17 protein-coding genes are annotated in these 17,068 nt (G+C 62.7%); 12 read left to right on the forward strand and 5 right to left on the reverse strand.

Features of this window, described 5'->3' with window-relative positions:
- Positions 1–538 precede the first annotated feature (538 nt).
- Genes P775_RS16685 through P775_RS16695 form a run of 3 tightly spaced genes read right to left on the reverse strand, consistent with a single transcriptional unit; the run spans position 539 to position 1,556 of the window.
- Positions 539–769: a hypothetical protein gene (locus P775_RS16685; protein ID WP_099912031.1), complete on the reverse strand. Its 231-nt coding sequence runs from the start codon at positions 767–769 to the stop codon at positions 539–541.
- Positions 766–1,308: a head-tail connector protein gene (locus P775_RS16690; RefSeq protein ID WP_281256102.1), complete on the reverse strand. Its 543-nt coding sequence runs from the start codon at positions 1,306–1,308 to the stop codon at positions 766–768. Before P775_RS16690 ends, P775_RS16685 begins: the two co-directional genes overlap by 4 nt.
- Positions 1,309–1,310: 2 nt before the next feature.
- The gene (locus P775_RS16695) at positions 1,311–1,556 is read right to left on the reverse strand and encodes a hypothetical protein (RefSeq protein WP_099912033.1); all 246 of its coding nucleotides are present in this window, start codon (positions 1,554–1,556) and stop codon (positions 1,311–1,313) included.
- Positions 1,557–2,346: 790 nt separating this feature from the next.
- Between P775_RS16695 and P775_RS16700 the strand changes: the two genes are divergently transcribed.
- Entirely contained in the window at positions 2,347–3,279 is a 933-nt protein-coding gene (locus P775_RS16700) for a 2-hydroxyacid dehydrogenase (RefSeq protein ID WP_099912034.1), read from the forward strand.
- Between the two features lie 50 nt (positions 3,280–3,329).
- Here P775_RS16700 and ggt read toward each other — a convergent pair whose 3' ends face one another.
- Positions 3,330–4,997 carry a gamma-glutamyltransferase gene (gene ggt, locus P775_RS16705; RefSeq protein ID WP_099912035.1) on the reverse strand — a complete coding sequence of 556 codons (1,668 nt, stop codon included), beginning with the start codon at positions 4,995–4,997 and terminating at the stop codon, positions 3,330–3,332.
- Positions 4,998–5,334: 337 nt separating this feature from the next.
- On the opposite strand from ggt, the gene murJ reads away from it, so the two are divergent.
- Both murJ and P775_RS16715 read left to right on the forward strand, forming a co-directional pair.
- Positions 5,335–6,882: a murein biosynthesis integral membrane protein MurJ gene (gene murJ / locus P775_RS16710; RefSeq protein ID WP_099912036.1), complete on the forward strand. Its 1,548-nt coding sequence runs from the start codon at positions 5,335–5,337 to the stop codon at positions 6,880–6,882.
- A gap of 4 nt (positions 6,883–6,886) precedes the next feature.
- Complete coding sequence (locus tag P775_RS16715) at positions 6,887–8,371, forward strand: phospholipase D-like domain-containing protein (RefSeq protein WP_099912037.1); 1,485 nt, start codon at positions 6,887–6,889, stop codon at positions 8,369–8,371.
- A 3-nt stretch (positions 8,372–8,374) separates the two neighbouring features.
- Here the strand turns inward: P775_RS16715 and P775_RS16720 are convergent, their stop codons facing one another.
- Positions 8,375–9,061, reverse strand: coding sequence for a rhomboid family intramembrane serine protease (locus tag P775_RS16720; protein WP_099912038.1), 687 nt, complete (start codon positions 9,059–9,061; stop codon positions 8,375–8,377).
- A gap of 101 nt (positions 9,062–9,162) precedes the next feature.
- Here P775_RS16720 and trpS point away from each other — a divergent pair, with 101 nt between their 5' ends.
- From trpS to P775_RS16765, 9 genes are all read left to right on the forward strand, one after another.
- Entirely contained in the window at positions 9,163–10,194 is a 1,032-nt protein-coding gene (gene trpS / locus P775_RS16725) for a tryptophan--tRNA ligase (protein ID WP_099912039.1), read from the forward strand.
- A 93-nt stretch (positions 10,195–10,287) separates the two neighbouring features.
- Positions 10,288–11,607 (forward strand): ABC1 kinase family protein, encoded by a 1,320-nt coding sequence (locus P775_RS16730; protein WP_099912040.1) that lies wholly within the window; start codon positions 10,288–10,290, stop codon positions 11,605–11,607.
- A 96-nt stretch (positions 11,608–11,703) separates the two neighbouring features.
- On the forward strand, positions 11,704–12,189 hold the full coding sequence (locus tag P775_RS16735; RefSeq protein WP_099912041.1) for a VOC family protein: 486 nt from the start codon (positions 11,704–11,706) through the stop codon (positions 12,187–12,189).
- 65 nt (positions 12,190–12,254) lie between these two features.
- Positions 12,255–13,118 carry a branched-chain amino acid aminotransferase gene (locus P775_RS16740; RefSeq protein WP_099912042.1) on the forward strand — a complete coding sequence of 288 codons (864 nt, stop codon included), beginning with the start codon at positions 12,255–12,257 and terminating at the stop codon, positions 13,116–13,118.
- A 4-nt stretch (positions 13,119–13,122) separates the two neighbouring features.
- On the forward strand, positions 13,123–14,193 hold the full coding sequence (locus tag P775_RS16745; protein WP_099912043.1) for a hypothetical protein: 1,071 nt from the start codon (positions 13,123–13,125) through the stop codon (positions 14,191–14,193).
- Between the two features lie 63 nt (positions 14,194–14,256).
- The gene (locus tag P775_RS16750; protein WP_099912044.1) at positions 14,257–14,712 is read left to right on the forward strand and encodes a universal stress protein; all 456 of its coding nucleotides are present in this window, start codon (positions 14,257–14,259) and stop codon (positions 14,710–14,712) included.
- Positions 14,713–14,824: 112 nt separating this feature from the next.
- Positions 14,825–15,391: a NifU family protein gene (locus P775_RS16755; RefSeq protein WP_099912045.1), complete on the forward strand. Its 567-nt coding sequence runs from the start codon at positions 14,825–14,827 to the stop codon at positions 15,389–15,391.
- A gap of 12 nt (positions 15,392–15,403) precedes the next feature.
- Positions 15,404–15,874, forward strand: coding sequence for a ribosomal protein S18-alanine N-acetyltransferase (rimI, locus tag P775_RS16760; protein ID WP_245875732.1), 471 nt, complete (start codon positions 15,404–15,406; stop codon positions 15,872–15,874).
- A gap of 136 nt (positions 15,875–16,010) precedes the next feature.
- Positions 16,011–17,015, forward strand: a complete 1,005-nt coding sequence (locus P775_RS16765; protein WP_099912046.1) for a BMP family lipoprotein — start codon at positions 16,011–16,013, stop codon at positions 17,013–17,015.
- Positions 17,016–17,068 lie beyond the last annotated feature (53 nt).

The following is a 17,068-nucleotide window of genomic DNA, read 5'->3' on the forward strand; positions in this document are numbered from 1 at the left end:
CGTTCAAAGTCGCGGTATTGGTACCTAATTCAAAGAGGTCGGCTTGATGATGCTCGGAAGGACGCGGCGCGCGTTGTGCGGGCGGCAGTTTCGAGCCATCCGCCTTGCGCCATGTTCTTTCTTTCTTCTTCGCCTCGGTCATCGTTTCACTCTCGCGTGTTGCTCTGTGTTAATCGTTGCTCTGTCTTGCCCCTGCTTACTGGTGAGGGTCGTTGTGACGGTCAGAAAGCGGGTTAACGTAGCGGGGTTGGAAACCCGCCTCCCGCCCTGACCGCCGCGATCTTGCCTGCTCACCGGAGCCGAGCCGCCGCTTAGGTCAGACCTGCCTTTCCCTCGGCTCGGTCCGCTCTCCCATGTTCACCGCCGTAGAGGGTGGCAGTGGGGCCTTAGGGCTTGGAGAGACCGCACGACGCGGAATAGCTGCCCTTGTGCTGTGGCCCGTTCCCCGGTAGCACTTTGGATGAGACGTCCCCGGCTAACCCGTGAAAGCCAGACGCCTCATAAGCCCGCCGTGTCACCGGCGGGCTTTCTCTTTGCCCTATCTCTCGATCAACTCCGGCTGTGCCTCGGGCACCTGCCCCAGCTCTGACACCAGACGCCGCATCACGGACGCCTGACGGTCGCTCGGGCGCCAGCTCGGGCGCTTGCCGTTGCGGGCAATGGACTTCACAAAGCCTTGCACCCATGCGTCGCTGTTATCGGCCATCGCCCGCCGCGTGACGCTGGGCCAGTGGTGGGTCAGGATCACATCAAGCTCGTGCTCGGTCATACCTGCACCCCGCGATACCGCGCGCCCACGCGGGCCATGTGCGGCGACGTGGTCAGGGACTTGGCGTCCATCGGCGACCTGCCGTCATAATGCAGCGCGGCCTGATCCCTGATCGCTTCGGCCAAGTCGCGTGGAATGTCGTCGGCTTCGTCACCAAAGCCCGCCGTGTATTCGATGATGATCCGGCTGGGGGTTAGCGCAAGATAGGTGTCCCGCCATCGGATCATGGGACGGATGCCCCCGATCACGTCAAAGGCGGTGAACGCGGTGCCGTCGATGGTGACGGCTATTTCAGCATCATCAGCCACCGGCCCGATTGGCAGGAGCATGTCGCGTTCGCAGTTTGGGTCAAAGACGTTGACAAGAATTGTCTGGGTCAACAGCGCGATTTGAGCGAATTGCTCGACCTCTGCCGCCGCAGTCCAAGCCTTGTTGGTCAGATCGTCGTCCGCATCGTTAAAGTCCACACGGGAGTGAACTTTGATCGACGCAAGATCGAACGGCAAAGCGGTTGAAACAGGAACCCTTTGGACAAGCATTTTCAAAGCGCAATCTCCACTTCACCGATGTGACGGAAGAATGCGGTCTGATCCTTGGCACTCATGGCCTCATAAGCCGCCAGCGCATAAGCCTTGAGTTCGGAACGGCTGGCGCAGGACGCCCACCACCGCGCGTCAGTCATGGGGTTTAGGAAGGTTGGCAGCGGCGCACCGGCCCCGCCCATGAGCGGGCGCGTGACCGCATCGCGCTGATCAGCGTCGAGGGTGGCAAGGCCCGCCCAGGTCATGGCGGCGCGCTCTTGCGGGGACAGAATGCGGGCGAAGACATGGGCAGCACGGTGCCATGCATCGAACCCGCCAAGCGTCAGCGCATAGCCCAGATGCCGGGACGCGTCCTTGTGCTTGGGGTCTATGAATTTGGAGAGTGTGGAGCTACTTTTTCGGTTTACAGAAGGTTTGCAAGCCGTTGAATTTTCAGGGGTCGAAAACCCTTGGTGTTTACACTCTTTTTCTTGTTTTTCTAAGCCCTTAGAAGGATTGCAAATCCGTGTAGACCGGTTCGATTCCGGTACCCGCCTCCAAGCTTTTCTATTCATTTCTGACAGTTGGATCTGGTGCCATCTTCCGGGTTACTCGGTCGTTGGGACTGGCACCGCCTGAGCTGCAGCGTTTTCAATCTGGTCTGACAACCAGCGGCTGCGCTATTGCGTGGCTAGGACTTGCGGGCGTTTTTGACCTTGCGCGATTGTGCCCGGACGCGGGAATGGTGCCTGTGCGGCAGAGCTGCGCAAAGGTTTTCCGGGACAATCCTTACGGGCGGCCCCAACAGACCTTGCGCGGTCGATTCGCATTTTCCCCAGAGCGCGCGGCCGCGACAGATTGCGCGCCGACATGATCGGTCGTTTTTTTCAGCTGACGCCGCCACTGCGGGCGTCTTGCTAGGTGTCACACCCTATCCAACCTTACAGCGTTTCGGGTTAACTTGGATTGGATAGTCGCGGCATCCCCCTTTGGTAGAACGCGAAATCCGATGCCCGTTGTCTGAGGTTAAACACGAACCGCTTTGAAGGAGTCCGCATGACTGTTGCAGTGTATCTACCCGCCGATGACAAGACCCAGTGGTGGGTGGACATGTTGCAGGCTCTGCTGCCCGGCTGGGTTGTCGCGCCGATGGAGGCCATGACCGCCCCCGAGGAGGTGACATATGCCGTTGTCTGGCGCCCGCAAACCGGGGATCTGGCGCGGTTTGCCAATCTCAGGGCGATTGTGTCGATCGGTGCGGGCATCGACCATGTGCTGGCCGATGACAAGCTGCCTGCCGGTGTGCCGATCATCCGCACCGTGGGCGATGATCTGACCCAGCGGATGCGCGAATATGTGGCGCTGCACGTGCTGCGCCACCACCGCGACATGCCCCGCCAGTTGCAGGCGCAGGCCGAGCGGGACTGGCATGCCATCGTGGTGCCGGTCGCGCCAAGACGCAATGTCGGCGTCATGGGTCTTGGCAATCTGGGCGCGGCGGCGGCGCGCACGCTGGCCGATCTGGGCTTTGCCACCCGGGGCTGGTCAAAATCCGCGAAATCCATCGACGGCGTGGAAACCTTTGCCGGGCCCGCGCAGTTCGACGCCTTTCTGTCAGGCTGCGAGATTCTGGTGAACCTGCTGCCGTTGACCGATCAGACGCGCGGCATCCTGAACGCGGATCTGTTTTGCAAGCTGGCCAAGGGCGCCTGCATCATCAACTGCGCGCGTGGCGGGCATCTGGTGGAGGACGACCTGCTGGCCGCGCTGGACGCGGGCAGGATCAAGCAGGCGACGCTGGATGTCTTTCATGTGGAACCCCTGCCCGCCGATCACGCGTTCTGGAGCCATGCAGCGGTCACCGTGACGCCGCATGTCGCCTCGCAGATCGACGCAGACACCGGCGGGCGGATCATTGCGGCCAACCTGATGATGTTTGAGGAGACCGGCACCTGCGCCGATCTGGCCGACGCGCAGCGCGGCTATTGAGGTTGAGATAACCTCCGGCCCCGGATCCGGGGCCGGAGCGTGGCGTGGCGTCAGATGTGAAACGCCACCCCCTGTTCCGCGAGCCCACCGCCCAGGGCCGATACCGTCCCGTCGGCGCGCCAGCAGGCGGCGCCGGTCATTGTACCGTCGGCCCCAAAGGCGATGGCGTTCATGCCCCCGCCGATATGGGGCACCACGCGCACCTCGTGTCCCATGGCCTCCAACGCCTCGACGTGGTGGGCAAAGGCCGGCTCGACCTCTACATGGCCGCCCTCGGTCCAGACGCGCGGTGCCTCGACCGCCTGCTGGGGCGTCATGCCATGGTCGATCAAGTTGACGATGGCCTGCAAAGCCGACGGGAAAATCCGCAGGGCCCCCGGCAGACCAAGGGCAAAGGCCGGCTTGCCCCCCTTGAGCACGATCATCGGCGCCATTGAGGTCGGCACCCGTTTGCCCGGCGCGATGGACAGCGCCTTTCCGGGATGCGGGTCAAAATTATACATGTAGTTGTTGGGAATGATACCGGTGCCCGGCACCATGAAGCGCGCCCCGAACAGCCCGTTAATCGTATGGGTCGCCGACAGGATCATGCCATCCTTGTCCGCCACGGTGACATGCGTGGTGTTGTTGCTTTCATAGCCCGGCGGCACCGGGGCCGCACCGCCCACATCGCGCAGCCGGGCGCGGCAGTCGTTTGCGTATTCCTTTGAGGTGTAGCGTTCCACCGGGATATCGACAAAATCCGGATCACCCGAAGCGGCGCGGCGATCCTCGAATCCGATGCGGATCACCTCCATCAGCAGATGCAGACGCGCAGCGGTATCAAAACCCATGGCCGTCAGATCATACCCTTCGAGGATGTTGAGCATCTGCGCCACATGCACGCCTGAGGAGGCCGGCGGAGGGGGGCCCGCCACCTCAAAACCGCGGTAGCTGGAAAAGATCGCGTCGCGTTCGTGGGGCACATAGCCTTTGAGATCCTCTAGGGAGAGCGACCCGGCATCGTCCCCACCGGTGTTCAGCCGGTCGACAAGCGCCTGCCCCAGCGCGCCGCCATGCAGCGCCGAGGCGCCTTCGCTGCGGATCAGTTTCAGGCTTTCGGCATAGTCGGGCTGGCTGAGGTGATGGCCCACTGGGGCGGGCGCGCCGTCGGGCAGGAAGATGCGCGCAATTTCGGCGTCTTGCGCCATGTCATCGGCGTGGCGCAGAATGTTGCCGTTCAGATAGCTCGACACCCGAAAGCCCCCCGCCGCCAGCCGGATCGCGGGCGAGGTGACATCCGCAAACGGCAACCGCCCGTGTCGCGCGTGCATGGCGCACCATCCGGCAAGGTTGCCCGGCACCGCGACCGAGGACGGTCCCACCAGATTACGACGCCCCGCCGTTTCCATGTAATCGGGCAGGCTGTCCGACACCGGCTGATACATGTCGGCCCGGGCTGCCCCCGGCGCCTCTGACAGACAATCGAACACCACATGCTTCCCGTCCGGCAGGCGCAGATGCGACACGCCACCGCCCGCAATGCCCACCATCATCGGTTCGACCACCGTCAGCGCAAGCAGCGCCGCGACACCCGCATCCACCGCATTGCCGCCCATGGCCAGCACCTCGTGCCCGGCGGCAGAGCCTAGCGGATGATTGCTTACCACCACCCCGCCAGAGCCGGAGGCCGGGTGTTTCTTGCAGGTGAAGGGCAGCGGGGTTTGCAGTGCGGTCATGTCGGTGATTTTCCTGATCGGTCCGTGTGATGCGCCAAGGGCGTCGCGGCGAGCTTAAACGCATCTGTGCCGAAGTGTCAGGCCGAGACCAGAGCCAGTCTGGATATTTTCGGGCTTCGGGCAGTACCTGTGCAGAACAACGGCAGGGAACGGAGGGGCAGAACCACCCCCGGCACGGACGCCCGAGAGGGGGTCACAGATCAGCTTCGCCCAACAATCACGCCACCGGGGCGAATGCGGACTTTGTCTGTGCCGCCCCTTGTCGCCGCCACTTTCCCCGGCTCGAGCGATGCTCTACTCCTGCGGCGCAATCGCTGCATGCCAGACCGGAGAGACCATGAAACCCATCCGCCTGATGTCGGGCATCCTTACCGTCGGATTCTGGACGCTTGCCAGCCGTGTGCTGGGTGTTGCGCGCGAAATCATCATTCTTGCGCTGATCGGTCCGGGGCCGCTGCTGGATGCCTTTGTGGCCGCCTTTCGCCTGCCCAACATGTTCCGCCGGTTCTTTGCCGAAGGGGCGTTCAATGCCGCGTTCGTGCCGATGTTTTCCAAGAAATACGAGGCGGGCGAAGATCCCGAGAAATTCGCGCGGGATGCGCTGAACGGCCTTGGTTTTGTGCTGATGGGGATCACGGCCGTGGCGCTGATCTTCATGCCCGCGCTGGTTTATGCCACGGCTTCGGGGTTTGCCGGATCGGACCGGTTCGATCTGACTGTTGGTTTTGGCCGCGTGATGTTCCCCTATATCTTTTTCATCTCGCTGGCGGCGCTGTTTTCCGGGGTGCTGAACGCCACGGGCCGGTTTGCCGCTGCCGCCGCAGCGCCGGTTCTGCTGAACATCCTTGTCATCATGGCCATGGTAAGCGCGCATTACGGCGGGCATGACGTGATCGCAGCACTGGTCTGGACCGTGCCGCTGGCCGGTGTCGCGCAGCTGGGTCTGACATGGTACGCCGCCGAAAAATCAGGCCTGCACGTGCGCCCCGGACGGCCCCGCCTGACCCCGGACATGCGCCGGTTGCTGCGCATCGCCATCCCTGCAGCGCTTGCCGGGGGGGTGATGCAGATCAACCTGCTGGTCGGCCAGCAGGTGGCGTCGAATTTCGACAAGGCGGTGGGCTGGCTTTATGCCGCCGACCGTCTTTATCAGCTGCCACTGGGTGTGGTTGGGATTGCCGTGGGGATCGTGCTGCTGCCGGATCTGTCACGCAGGTTGAAGGCACGGGATGATATCGGCGGGCGCGAAGCGTTTTCCCGCGCGGGCGAGCTGTGCCTCGCGCTGACCGTGCCCTGCGCCGTTGCGCTGGTTTTGGTGCCGCTGCCGATGGTGTCGGTGCTGTTTCAGCGTGGTGCGACGGGGCCGGACGACAGCGCAGCCATCGCGCTGGCGGTCGCACTTTACGGTCTTGGGCTGCCTGCCTTTGTCTTGCAGAAGGTGCTGCAGCCGCTCTTTTTTGCCCGCGAGGATACGCGATCCCCGTTTCGCTATGCGGTCTGGTCGATGGTGGCCAATGCCGCGATCGCCATCGGCCTTGCCCCCTATATCGGCTGGATCGCGCCCGCCATCGCGACGACCACGGCCGGATGGCTGATGGTGGTGCTGCTGCTGATCGGCGGGCGCAAGATGGGCGAGGTTGCGCAGTTTGACGACCGGTTCCGCCGCCGCGCCTGGCGGATCTGTCTGGCCTCGGCGATCATGGGAGCGGCGATGTGGGGAACTTTGCTGCTGCTTGGACCGTTGTTCGGCATGGCAGGCCTGCGTTATCTGGCGCTGGTGCTGCTGCTCGGTGTCGGGGGGCTGGTCTATGCGTTTGCGGGCCAGTCGCTTGGCGCGTTCAAACTGTCCGACTTTGGCAACGCCCTGCGCAGAAAGCCCCGCTAGCGACATGACCCTTACCCCACTGATCACCGCCGCTGAAGGTTTTCCCGCGCTGGAGCGGCTGGCCGCAGGAGCGCAGGAAGAACTGCTTCTGTCGTTCCGCATTTTTGACCCACAGACGAAGTTGCGCGCGCCCGAGCTGCGCGAACAGGGGCTGGAGACCTGGGCGGATCTGCTGGCGGTGGTGGCCGGGAGGGGCGTGCGCATCCGCATGGTTCTGGCGGATTTCGACCCGCTGTTCACCTCGGACCTGCACCGGACGGCTTGGGCGTCAGCCAACGGCTTTGCTTCGGCCGTTCCGGGCGATTTTCAAGTGCTTTGCGCGCCGCATGGTCAGACAGTTGGCTGGCTCTGGCGCACGGTGTTCCGTCCCAAGATTCTGGAGAAACTGCATGCGCTGCAGGGGGATGATCCAAAAAAACTGACGCCCTTGCAGAAAAAGGTGCTGACGGGCCCAGCGGTGCTGCGTCCCGTCACGCTGCATCAGAAATGCGCCGTGGCAGACAGCCGGATCTGCATCATCGGCGGGCTGGATGTGAATGACCGCCGCTATGACGACTGGGACCACGACCGCCCGTCGGATGAAACCTGGCATGATGTGGCAATGCAGGTCGAGGGCGCGTTTGCCGTCCCCCTGCGGGCGCATCTGATCGAGACGTGGAATGCCGCAATTGACTGTGGGGCAGAGTCGCCAGGCCAGACTGCCGAGCGCATGGAGGTGGCGACCGCAAGCCGGAGCGCAGGGGATTTGCAGCTGGTACGCACCCTTTCGGCGCCCTGTCAGGGCTTCAGCGTCTTTGGTCCCCGCGCGCGGATCACCGAGCACGAAGAGGTGCTGATCAAGGCCATAGATGCCGCCCGCGACAGCATCTACATCGAAACACAATTCCTGCGGCACCGCCCGATTGCCGAGGCGCTGGCCCGTGCCGCGGCCCGTGAACCGGACCTGAACTGCATCATCATCCTTCCCCCCCAGCCGGACAGGGTGCTGTTTGACGGTGACACCGGCTGGGATGCGCGCCATGCCGAGGCTCTGCAGCTGCGGGCGCTGGAAAAAATCCGGGACGCCTTTGGCGATAGAGTCGCGATGATTTCACCGGCAAAAACCGCCGCCGCCGAAAAGGGCGAGGCCGAGGTTTACGGCGCCGGGCCTATCTACATCCATGCCAAGGTCATGTTGATCGACGAGGACTTTGGCCTTGTCGGATCAGCCAACCTGAACGGGCGCTCGCTGCACTGGGATACCGAAGCGTCGGTCCTGTTCCGAAACGCCGACACGATCCGCGACATGCGCCAGCGGTTTGCCTTGAAATGGCTGGCAGAAGAGTCAGAGGGGCAGGATATCACCCGCGCCGAAATCTGGTCCAGAACCGCCGAGGCGAACAAGCTGCGCGCGCCGCAGGACAGGACAAGTTTCGCCCTGCCCTATCCGTTCAGACGCGTGCGTCGGTTTTCCCGGCACCTGCCGATCCTGCCGTCGGATATGTTTTAAGGATCATTCGCGCCGCAACAGCGACAGAATCTTGGTCCAACCGCCGGGCACCAGAAACAGCGAGAGCACGAGGCCCACGACAAAGCCGCCAAGATCCGCGACCCAGTCGTTTGTGCTCCCGAAGACCAGCCCGAACAGAAGTTGCAGGCCGAGCAGCATGGCGATCAGCGAAAACGCCCGGATCTGCTGCGCCCCCATCTGGCCCAGACGCACCCAGAGGAGATAGGTGAACGCGCCGATAAGCCCGTAGACCGGCGGAAAGGCCCCGATCAGCGGCACGGGGCTGTTCAGGATGAGCCCATATGCCAGTGCCCCCCCGATGGAGGAGGCGACAAAGATCGCGAGTGTGGCGATGTTGCCCATCACCTCGCCCACCATCTTGCCCAGCGCCAGCAGCATCACGCCGCCGATCATCGCATGGGTGAAGCCGGCGTGAATGAAGGGATAGGTGACAAAGCGGATCAGATGTTCGGCCGGGAATTGGCCAGAGGACAGCATCCAGTTCAGGATCTCGCCGGAAAAGGCATAGCGCTGGATCGCCTCAAGCCGCCAGCCGACAGCGCCCGGGCCGCCCAGTATGCCGCGCGCGCCAAGGTCAAACGCCACCTCGGCCCCGGTGATCACCAGAAACAGCGCCACCACCACGGGCGGCAGCGGATTGACCGGGCTTTCGTTCTGCGGGCTGCTCATCTGTCCGACCTCATCTGTGGCGCCTCTGGGCGCGCTGTGTTGACGCCACCCCGGGGCATGGGTAAGCCAGCAGGACATATAATTCCAGACGGAGAATTGCCATGTCCGAGGGGGTCCAAACCTCTCCCGCCTTCACGCCCCGGGTTTTTTCGGGGATTCAGCCTTCGGGTGATCTGCATCTTGGCAACTATCTTGGCGCGCTAAAGCGTTTTGCCGATGCGCAGAACAAGGGTGTACAGTCGATCTATTGCATGGTCGATCAGCATGCGATCACCGTCTGGCAGGACCCGGAAAAGCTGCGTCAGGCGACGCGGGAACTGGCGGCGGGCTTCATCGCCTCGGGCGTTGATCCGAAACGATCCATCCTGTTCAACCAAAGCCAGGTTGCTGAACATGCGCAGCTTGCCTGGATCTTCAACTGCGTGGCCCGCATGGGCTGGATGAAGCGGATGACCCAGTTCAAGGACAAGGCGGGCAAAAATGCCGAGAACGCCTCGCTCGGGTTATTCGGCTATCCGGCGCTGATGGCGGCGGATATCCTGATCTATCATGCCACGCACGTGCCAGTGGGTGAGGATCAGAAGCAGCATATCGAGCTGACACGCGACATTGCCGCCAAGTTCAACCATGATTACGGCGTTGATTTCTTTCCGATGACCGAACCGGTGATCGAAGGGGCGGCGACCCGCGTCATGTCCCTGCGCGACGGGTCCAAGAAAATGTCGAAATCCGACCCATCGGATGCCAGCCGGATCAACATGACCGACGATGCCGACACGATTGCAGGCAAGATCCGCAAGGCCAAGACCGATGCCGAGGCGCTGCCTTCGGAGGCTGAGGGCCTGAAGGAGCGGCCCGAGGCGCGCAATCTGGTGAACATCTATGCCGCACTTGCAGACATGACGGTGGCAGAAGTGCTGGCGGAAAACGGCGGGCAGCAATTTTCGGCGTTCAAGCCAAAGCTGTCGGATCTGGCGGTTGCCAAGCTTGCCCCGATCTCGACCGAGATGGCGCGGCTGATGACCCAGCCGGATGAAATTGACGCGATCCTGCGCCACGGGGCCGCCCAGGCGCGCGAGATTGCCGCGCCCATCCTTGCCCGTACCTATGACATCGTCGGCATGGTGCGCTGATCCGAACGGTTCCGACCTGACAGGCCGGAACCGTCTGCCGTATTGCCCTTTGCCCGCGCCGCCTTACTTCTGCTCCAAAGAGGCAGAGGCGCCATGGCAGAATCCTACAAATCCCGCGAACAGCGCGTGCCATCGGGGCGGTTGTCCCGCTTTTCGCGGTTCGGGGCGCTGACCACCGGCATCCTTGGCAATGTCGCCATCGGGGGCGCGCGCGCCTATGCAGCCGGACAACGCCCGCGCCTGAACGATCTGTTGCTGACCCCGGGCAATGCCACCCGCCTCACCCGAGAACTGGCCAATATGCGGGGCGCTGCGATGAAGATGGGGCAGCTTTTGTCGATGGAAGCCGGGGATTTCATCGCGCCGGAACTGTCCGAAATCCTCGCCCATCTGCGCTCCGATGCCCACACGATGCCGGGCCGGCAGCTTAAATCCGTGCTGGTCGCCAACTGGGGTGCGGATTTTCTGAAACAGTTCCGCAAGTTCGATGTGCATCCCATCGCCGCCGCTTCGATCGGGCAGGTGCATCGCGCGGTAACCCGCGATGGTCGGGACCTCGCCATAAAAGTGCAATATCCGGGCGTGCGCGGCAGTATCGACAGCGATTTGCGCAATGTCGCCAGCCTGTTGCGTCTGTCGGGCCTACTGCCGCGCGATCTGGATATTGCCCCAATGCTGGAGGAGGCGCGCCGCCAGTTGCATGAAGAGGCGGATTACCAGCGCGAAGGCCGTGCCCTGTCGGATTTTGGCCGGCTGCTGGAGAACGATCAGGCGTTTCTCGTGCCCGCACTGCACGGCGATCTGACAACGACCGACATCCTTGCGATGGATTACGTGTCAGGCGAGCCGATCGAGACCCTGAAGGAAGCGCCGCAAGAGGTCCGCGACCATGTCACGACGCAACTTTTGACGCTGCTATTGCAAGAGCTGTTCACCTTTCAGCTGATGCAGACCGATCCCAATTTTGCCAATTACCGCTATCAGGAGGACACCGGGCGCATTGTCCTGCTGGATTTCGGCGCCACCCGCAGCTTTGCGCCACAGCTGGCGCAGAAGTTCCACCATCTGTTGCGGGCAGGACTGCACAAGGACCGCGCCGGAATTCGGGCCGCTGCCATCGACATCGGCTATTTCAGTCACAGTACGGCAGAGCATCACCAGACCCAGTTGCTGGACATGATGGAGATGGCGCTGGAGCCGCTGACCTGCCCTGGGACCTTCGATTTCGGCGACTCGACCCTGCCCGCCCGTCTGCGCGAGGCCGGCATGGCCTTTGGCGAGAACCGTGATTTCTGGGAAATTCCGCCGATGGACACGCTGTTCCTGCAGCGCAAGATTGGCGGGCTGTACCTGCTGGCGACGCGGCTGCATGCCCGGGTCGACATGCCGTCGCTCTTGGCACCACATCTGTGAACGGACAAACTGTGCAAAAAAGCACGATACACCTTCGATAATGGCGCTACTCACGTCCTCTCGCACAGATTAGCTTACCCTGCGAAAGGACACCCCATGTCATACACAACGCATCCCCAGACCAGCATTGGTCACGTTCACCTCAAGGTTTCGGACCTTGATCGCTCCATCGCGTTCTATCGCGACGTGATGGGATTCGAGGTTCAGGTCCGCTACGGGCCTCAGGCCGCTTTTCTGTCGGCAGGCGGCTATCATCACCACCTTGGCCTGAACACATGGGAAAGCCGTGGCGGCACGCATCCGGCACGCGGCACCACAGGCCTTTACCACGTTGCGTTTCTCTATCCCGACCGCGCCGCCCTTGCCGCGACGTTCAAGAATGTGCTTGAGGCCGGTGTCGAGATTTCCGGCGCGGCCGATCATGGCGTGTCTGAAGCGATCTATTTCAACGACCCAGATGGCAACGGGATCGAGATCTACCGCGACCGCCCGCAAGAGGACTGGCCGCGAGATGCCTCGGGTGTGATCAAGATGTCCAACAGCGCGCTCGACCTCAACGCGCTTCTGGCCGAGGCGGTCTAAGAGGCTCTGGACCTCCCTCGCTGGCGGGCCTAGTTTGCCCGCCAAACGCACAAGGAGAGTCCACCATGGCCACCGGCACCCAGATCCGCACCTATTTTCAAGGTCAGTGGCATGATGGCGACATTCCGGTCATCCGGGGCGCCGATCACGGCGCCTGGCTCGGCTCCAACGTCTTTGACGGGGCGCGCTATGTAAACGGTCTGGCGCCGGATCTTGCGGCCCATTGCGCCCGCGTCAACCGCTCGGCGCAAGCGCTTATGGTGACACCGACCGTCACACGTGAGGACATGGTGCGGATCGTCTGGGACGGACTTGCCGCATTCCCAAAGGAGGCCGCCGTCTATATCCGCCCGATGTACTGGGCGCTGGACGGCGACGCGACGGCGATTGTGCCCCTGGCCGATGCCACCGGTTTCGCCATCAGCCTTGAAGTCATCCCGATGGCGGCAGACGACGCCACGACCACCCTGACACGTACCCGCTTCCGCCGCCCGGTGATGGAGGATGCGGTGGTCAACGCCAAAGCCGCCTGCCTTTATCCCAACAACGCCCGCATGCTGGCCGAGGCCCGCGCCAAGGGGTTTGGGAATGCCCTAGTGGGTGACGCTATGGGCAATGTCGCCGAATCCGCCACGGCCAATGTGTTCATGGTCAAAGACGGCACCGTAATGACCCCAATCGCCAACGGCACCTTTCTGTCTGGCATCACCCGCGCGCGTCACATCAAGAATCTGCGCGCCGACGGGACGGAGGTGGTCGAGACGGTCCTGACATTCGATGATTTCCACGCGGCGGATGAGATTTTCCTGTCTGGCAACATGCACAAAGTGACCCCGGTCAGCGCCTTTGACGATACCCAGTACCAGATCGGCCCGGTCACACGGCGCGCGCGCGCGTTGTACTGGGACTGGGCGCGTTCCGAAGGCTGAGACGGTGCGACGCTGGCTTTACCGTCTGTTTCTGGTCGCACAGATGATTGCATTTCTGGCGGGGGTGGTCTGGTTCTGGCAGACCTCGCCCTTCGCCGATCCGATTACAGAGCGCGGAGAGTCCGAGCTGAGGCAGGCGCTGGATCGCGCCATGGCCCGCGAGGTCGATCAGGACTGGCTGGACCGGCGTCTGGCGCAGGCGCTTGAGCAGGATGACCTCGACCGCGCCGCGCTGTTGATCGAGGTCGGCTCGGAGCGGATGCCGCCGGTTTTGCCATTGCCAGAGATGCAGGCAGAATACGAACGCAAAGCCGAAATCGCCGGGCGCCCCTTGGCAGAGGCCAAGGCATGTCTTCGCTGCGCTGTAGATGCCACATCCTGCAAAAGCATTTCTTTGATCGCGACATGCCTTATCCCGTTCGAGATGACCCCCGCAGGCGATATCAACGCCCTGCGCACCGAGGCCTGGGCCGCGTTTTCGGGCGGCGAGGTGGATGAGCTGAACGCCGGGCTGGCGGTGGTGGGTCTGGGGGCGACGGCGCTGATCCTGTTCACCGGCCCGGTTTCGGGCACAGCCAAGGTCGGGGCGACAACCCTGCGCATCGGGCGCAAGTTGGGCAGCCTGACCACGCGGATGGGTGGCGAGTTGTCGAAAATGTCCCGGCTCGACATCAAGGCAGGTGGTCTGTGGCGCTGGAGCTACGGCACCGGCCCCCTGGACGAGGCGCTGGATGTGGCGCGGCTGGGGCGGCTTGAACGGGTCAGCGGGTCCATGACCACGGTTGCAAAAAATACTTCTGCCGCCGAGGCTCTGGTTCTGCTGCGTCATATCGAGAGCGCCGAAGACGCAGCGCGTCTGGCCCGTGTTGCCACAGCCGCCGGAAAGGACACCCGCAAATATTTCACCGTGCTGGGCAAGACCCGGGTGTTTCGTGCTCTGGTGCGGATCAGCAATGCCGCGTTGACCGGCGCGGCGCTGATCTATGCCGCAGCGCTGCATGTCCTGACCGGGCTGGCCCATTTCATCGGGGTCCGGCTGCTGCGGGGCGGTGCGAGGCTTTTGCGTCCTCTCTAACAGCCACGGTTGCACAATTTCGCGACGCCCCTCATGATCGGGCCAAGCGAAAAGGACCAGATCATGCGCAAGTTCCTCGTTGTGCTGGATGACAGCCGCGAATGCCTCAACGCGATGCGGTTTGCCGCCATGCGCGCCTCGAAGACCGGCGGCGGGGTGGCGATCCTGTCGGTGATTCCCCCGGATGAGTTCAACCACTGGATTGGTGTCGGCGATATCATGCGCCAGGAGGCCCGCGAGCGGATCGTCGCCCATTTCGAGGTTTTCGCCAAATGGATGCGCGACAAGCAGGGAGTTGACCCCGAGTTGGTGATCCGCGAAGGCGAACCGGTCCCTGAGATCATTGCCCAGATCAAGGAGGACGCCGAGATCGGCGTGCTTGTCTTGGGTGCAGGGACCGACAAGAAGGGACCGGGACCGCTGGTGTCGCAGCTGAGCCGGGGATCGGGCAGCCTGCCCATTCCGATCACAATTGTGCCGGGCGACATGTCCAAGGAACGCCTTGAGATGATCACCTGACGCGAAAGAAACCGCTCCTGACATCAGGGGATACAGTTTAGAACCGTTCCAAACCTTGACCTCTGCCGCTTGCGCGCGCATATATGTCTGAACCCAGAAAGGTGCAGATCAGATGTTCATCCAGACCGAATCCACTCCGAACCCGGCGACGCTGAAGTTTCTGCCCGGCCAGACCGTTCTTGACATGGGCACCGCCGATTTCCCCAGTGCCGAAGGTGCTGCCGCCTCGCCACTCGCCACACGTCTTTTTTCGGTGACAGGCGTCAAGGGCGTGTTCTTTGGCAATGATTTCGTCACTGTGACCAAAGGCGAAGAAACCGATTGGGACCATGTTAAACCCGCGATCCTTGGCGCGATCATGGAGCATTTCCAGTCCGGGCAGCCGGTCATGGCTGATGACGCCCAGCAGGCCGGCAGCGGCCATGCCCATCACGAGGGCGAAGATTCCGAGATTGTCGGCCAGATCAAGGAATTGCTGGACAGCCGCGTTCGCCCCGCCGTGGCACAGGATGGTGGCGACATTACCTTCCACGGCTTTGAACGCGGTGTTGTCTATCTGCACATGCAGGGCGCGTGCGCGGGATGCCCGTCTTCGACCCTGACGCTGAAGATGGGGATCGAGAACCTGCTCCGTCACTATATCCCCGAAGTGACCGAAGTGCGCCCCGTCGCCGTCTGAGGCGACCTGGCGGTGACTGAAAAGACGTTTGTACCGTCGGGCGATCTGTCGACGCCCGACGCCTTGGCCGCATTACAGGCCAGCGCATACCGCGACATGTCCCCCTGGTCGGCGCGCGATTTTACCGACCTGCTGGAGCACCCCACCTCCCTGCTGAGCGTTCGACCCCATGCATTTTGCCTGGGACGCGTGATCGTAGATGAGGCTGAGATCCTTGCCCTGGCCACCGACCCGGATCATCAGCGCAGGGGTCTGGGCACAGCGATCCTGATGTCCTTTCTGAGTGAGGCGGCAGGGCGCGGCGCGGCCATGACATTCCTTGAAGTCGCTGCCAGCAATGCCCCGGCGATTGCATTCTACCAGCACCACGGATTCGCACAGACAGGGCGGCGCAAGGGTTATTATCGGCAGCCCGACGGAAGCCGCACCGATGCGCTGCTCATGTCCCGCGCAGTGACCCAAGGTAAGCTGCCCGAGTGCTGACATCGCCTTTCGCTGCACAGCAAAAAGCTGTTGACCCTCCCCAGTGGAAACGTCCTTAATCGCATCTGATCTGACTTGATCCACCAAACGCGGCCAAGGTGCGCCTGCCGCCACACATACCATCCGGGAGCAACCTATGACCCTCATGCAGAAATTCCTCGGCGCGGCCGCGACGCTGGCCCTTTCGGCGGGCGCGGCACTTGCCGATCCGGCGCTGATCTACGACCTCGGCGGGAAATTCGACAAATCCTTCAACGAGGCCGCGTTCAACGGCGCCACCAAATGGGCCGAGGAAACCGGCGGCACGTTCAAGGATATCGAACTGCAGTCCGAGGCACAGCGCGAACAAGCCCTGCGCCGCTTTGCCGAGGCCGGGTTTAACCCAATCGTCACAACCGGCTTTTCGATGTCGACCCCGATTGCATCGGTCGCTGCCGACTATCCCGACACCAAGTTCGTGACCATCGACGGTTTTGTTGATCCGGCAGAACACCCCAACGTGCTGTCGATCCTCTTCGCTGAAGAGCAGGGCAGCTATCTGGTCGGCATGCTGGCCGCGATGGCGTCGAAAACCGGCACCGTCAGCTTTGTCGGCGGAATGGATATTCCTCTGATCCGCAAATTCGCCTGCGGCTATGCGCAGGGCGTGAAGGCCGTGAACCCCGATGCCACCGTCATCGCTAACATGACCGGCACCACCCCTGCCGCCTGGAACGACCCGGTGAAGGGGTCGGAGCTAACCAAGGCGCAGATTTCGCAGGGCTCTGACGTGGTGTTCGCCGCGGCTGGAGGCACAGGTCTGGGCGTGTTGCAGACCGCTGCCGACGAAGGGATCCTGTCCATCGGTGTCGACTCCAATCAGAACTACCTGTTCCCGGGCAAGGTTCTGACATCGATGCTCAAGCGCGTCGATGTGGCCACAGCCGAGGCGATGACTGCTGGTGCGGATCTGGAAACCGGCGTCAAGGCGCTGGCCCTGGCGGGCGACGGCGTCGGCTATGCGCTGGACGAGAACAATGCTGATCTGATCACCGCCGACATGCAGGCCACTGTCGAAGAGGCCAAGGCCAAGATCATCGCTGGCGAGATCACCGTGCACGATTATGCATCGGACGACAGCTGCCCCGCGATCAGCTTCTGATTGCATCGGGCACGGCACGGATCTAAGGACCCAAGTCAGGGCCGCGCAGCCAC

It is taken from the genome of Puniceibacterium antarcticum, assembly GCF_002760615.1.
Taxonomy (GTDB): Bacteria; Pseudomonadota; Alphaproteobacteria; order Rhodobacterales; family Rhodobacteraceae; genus Puniceibacterium; species Puniceibacterium antarcticum.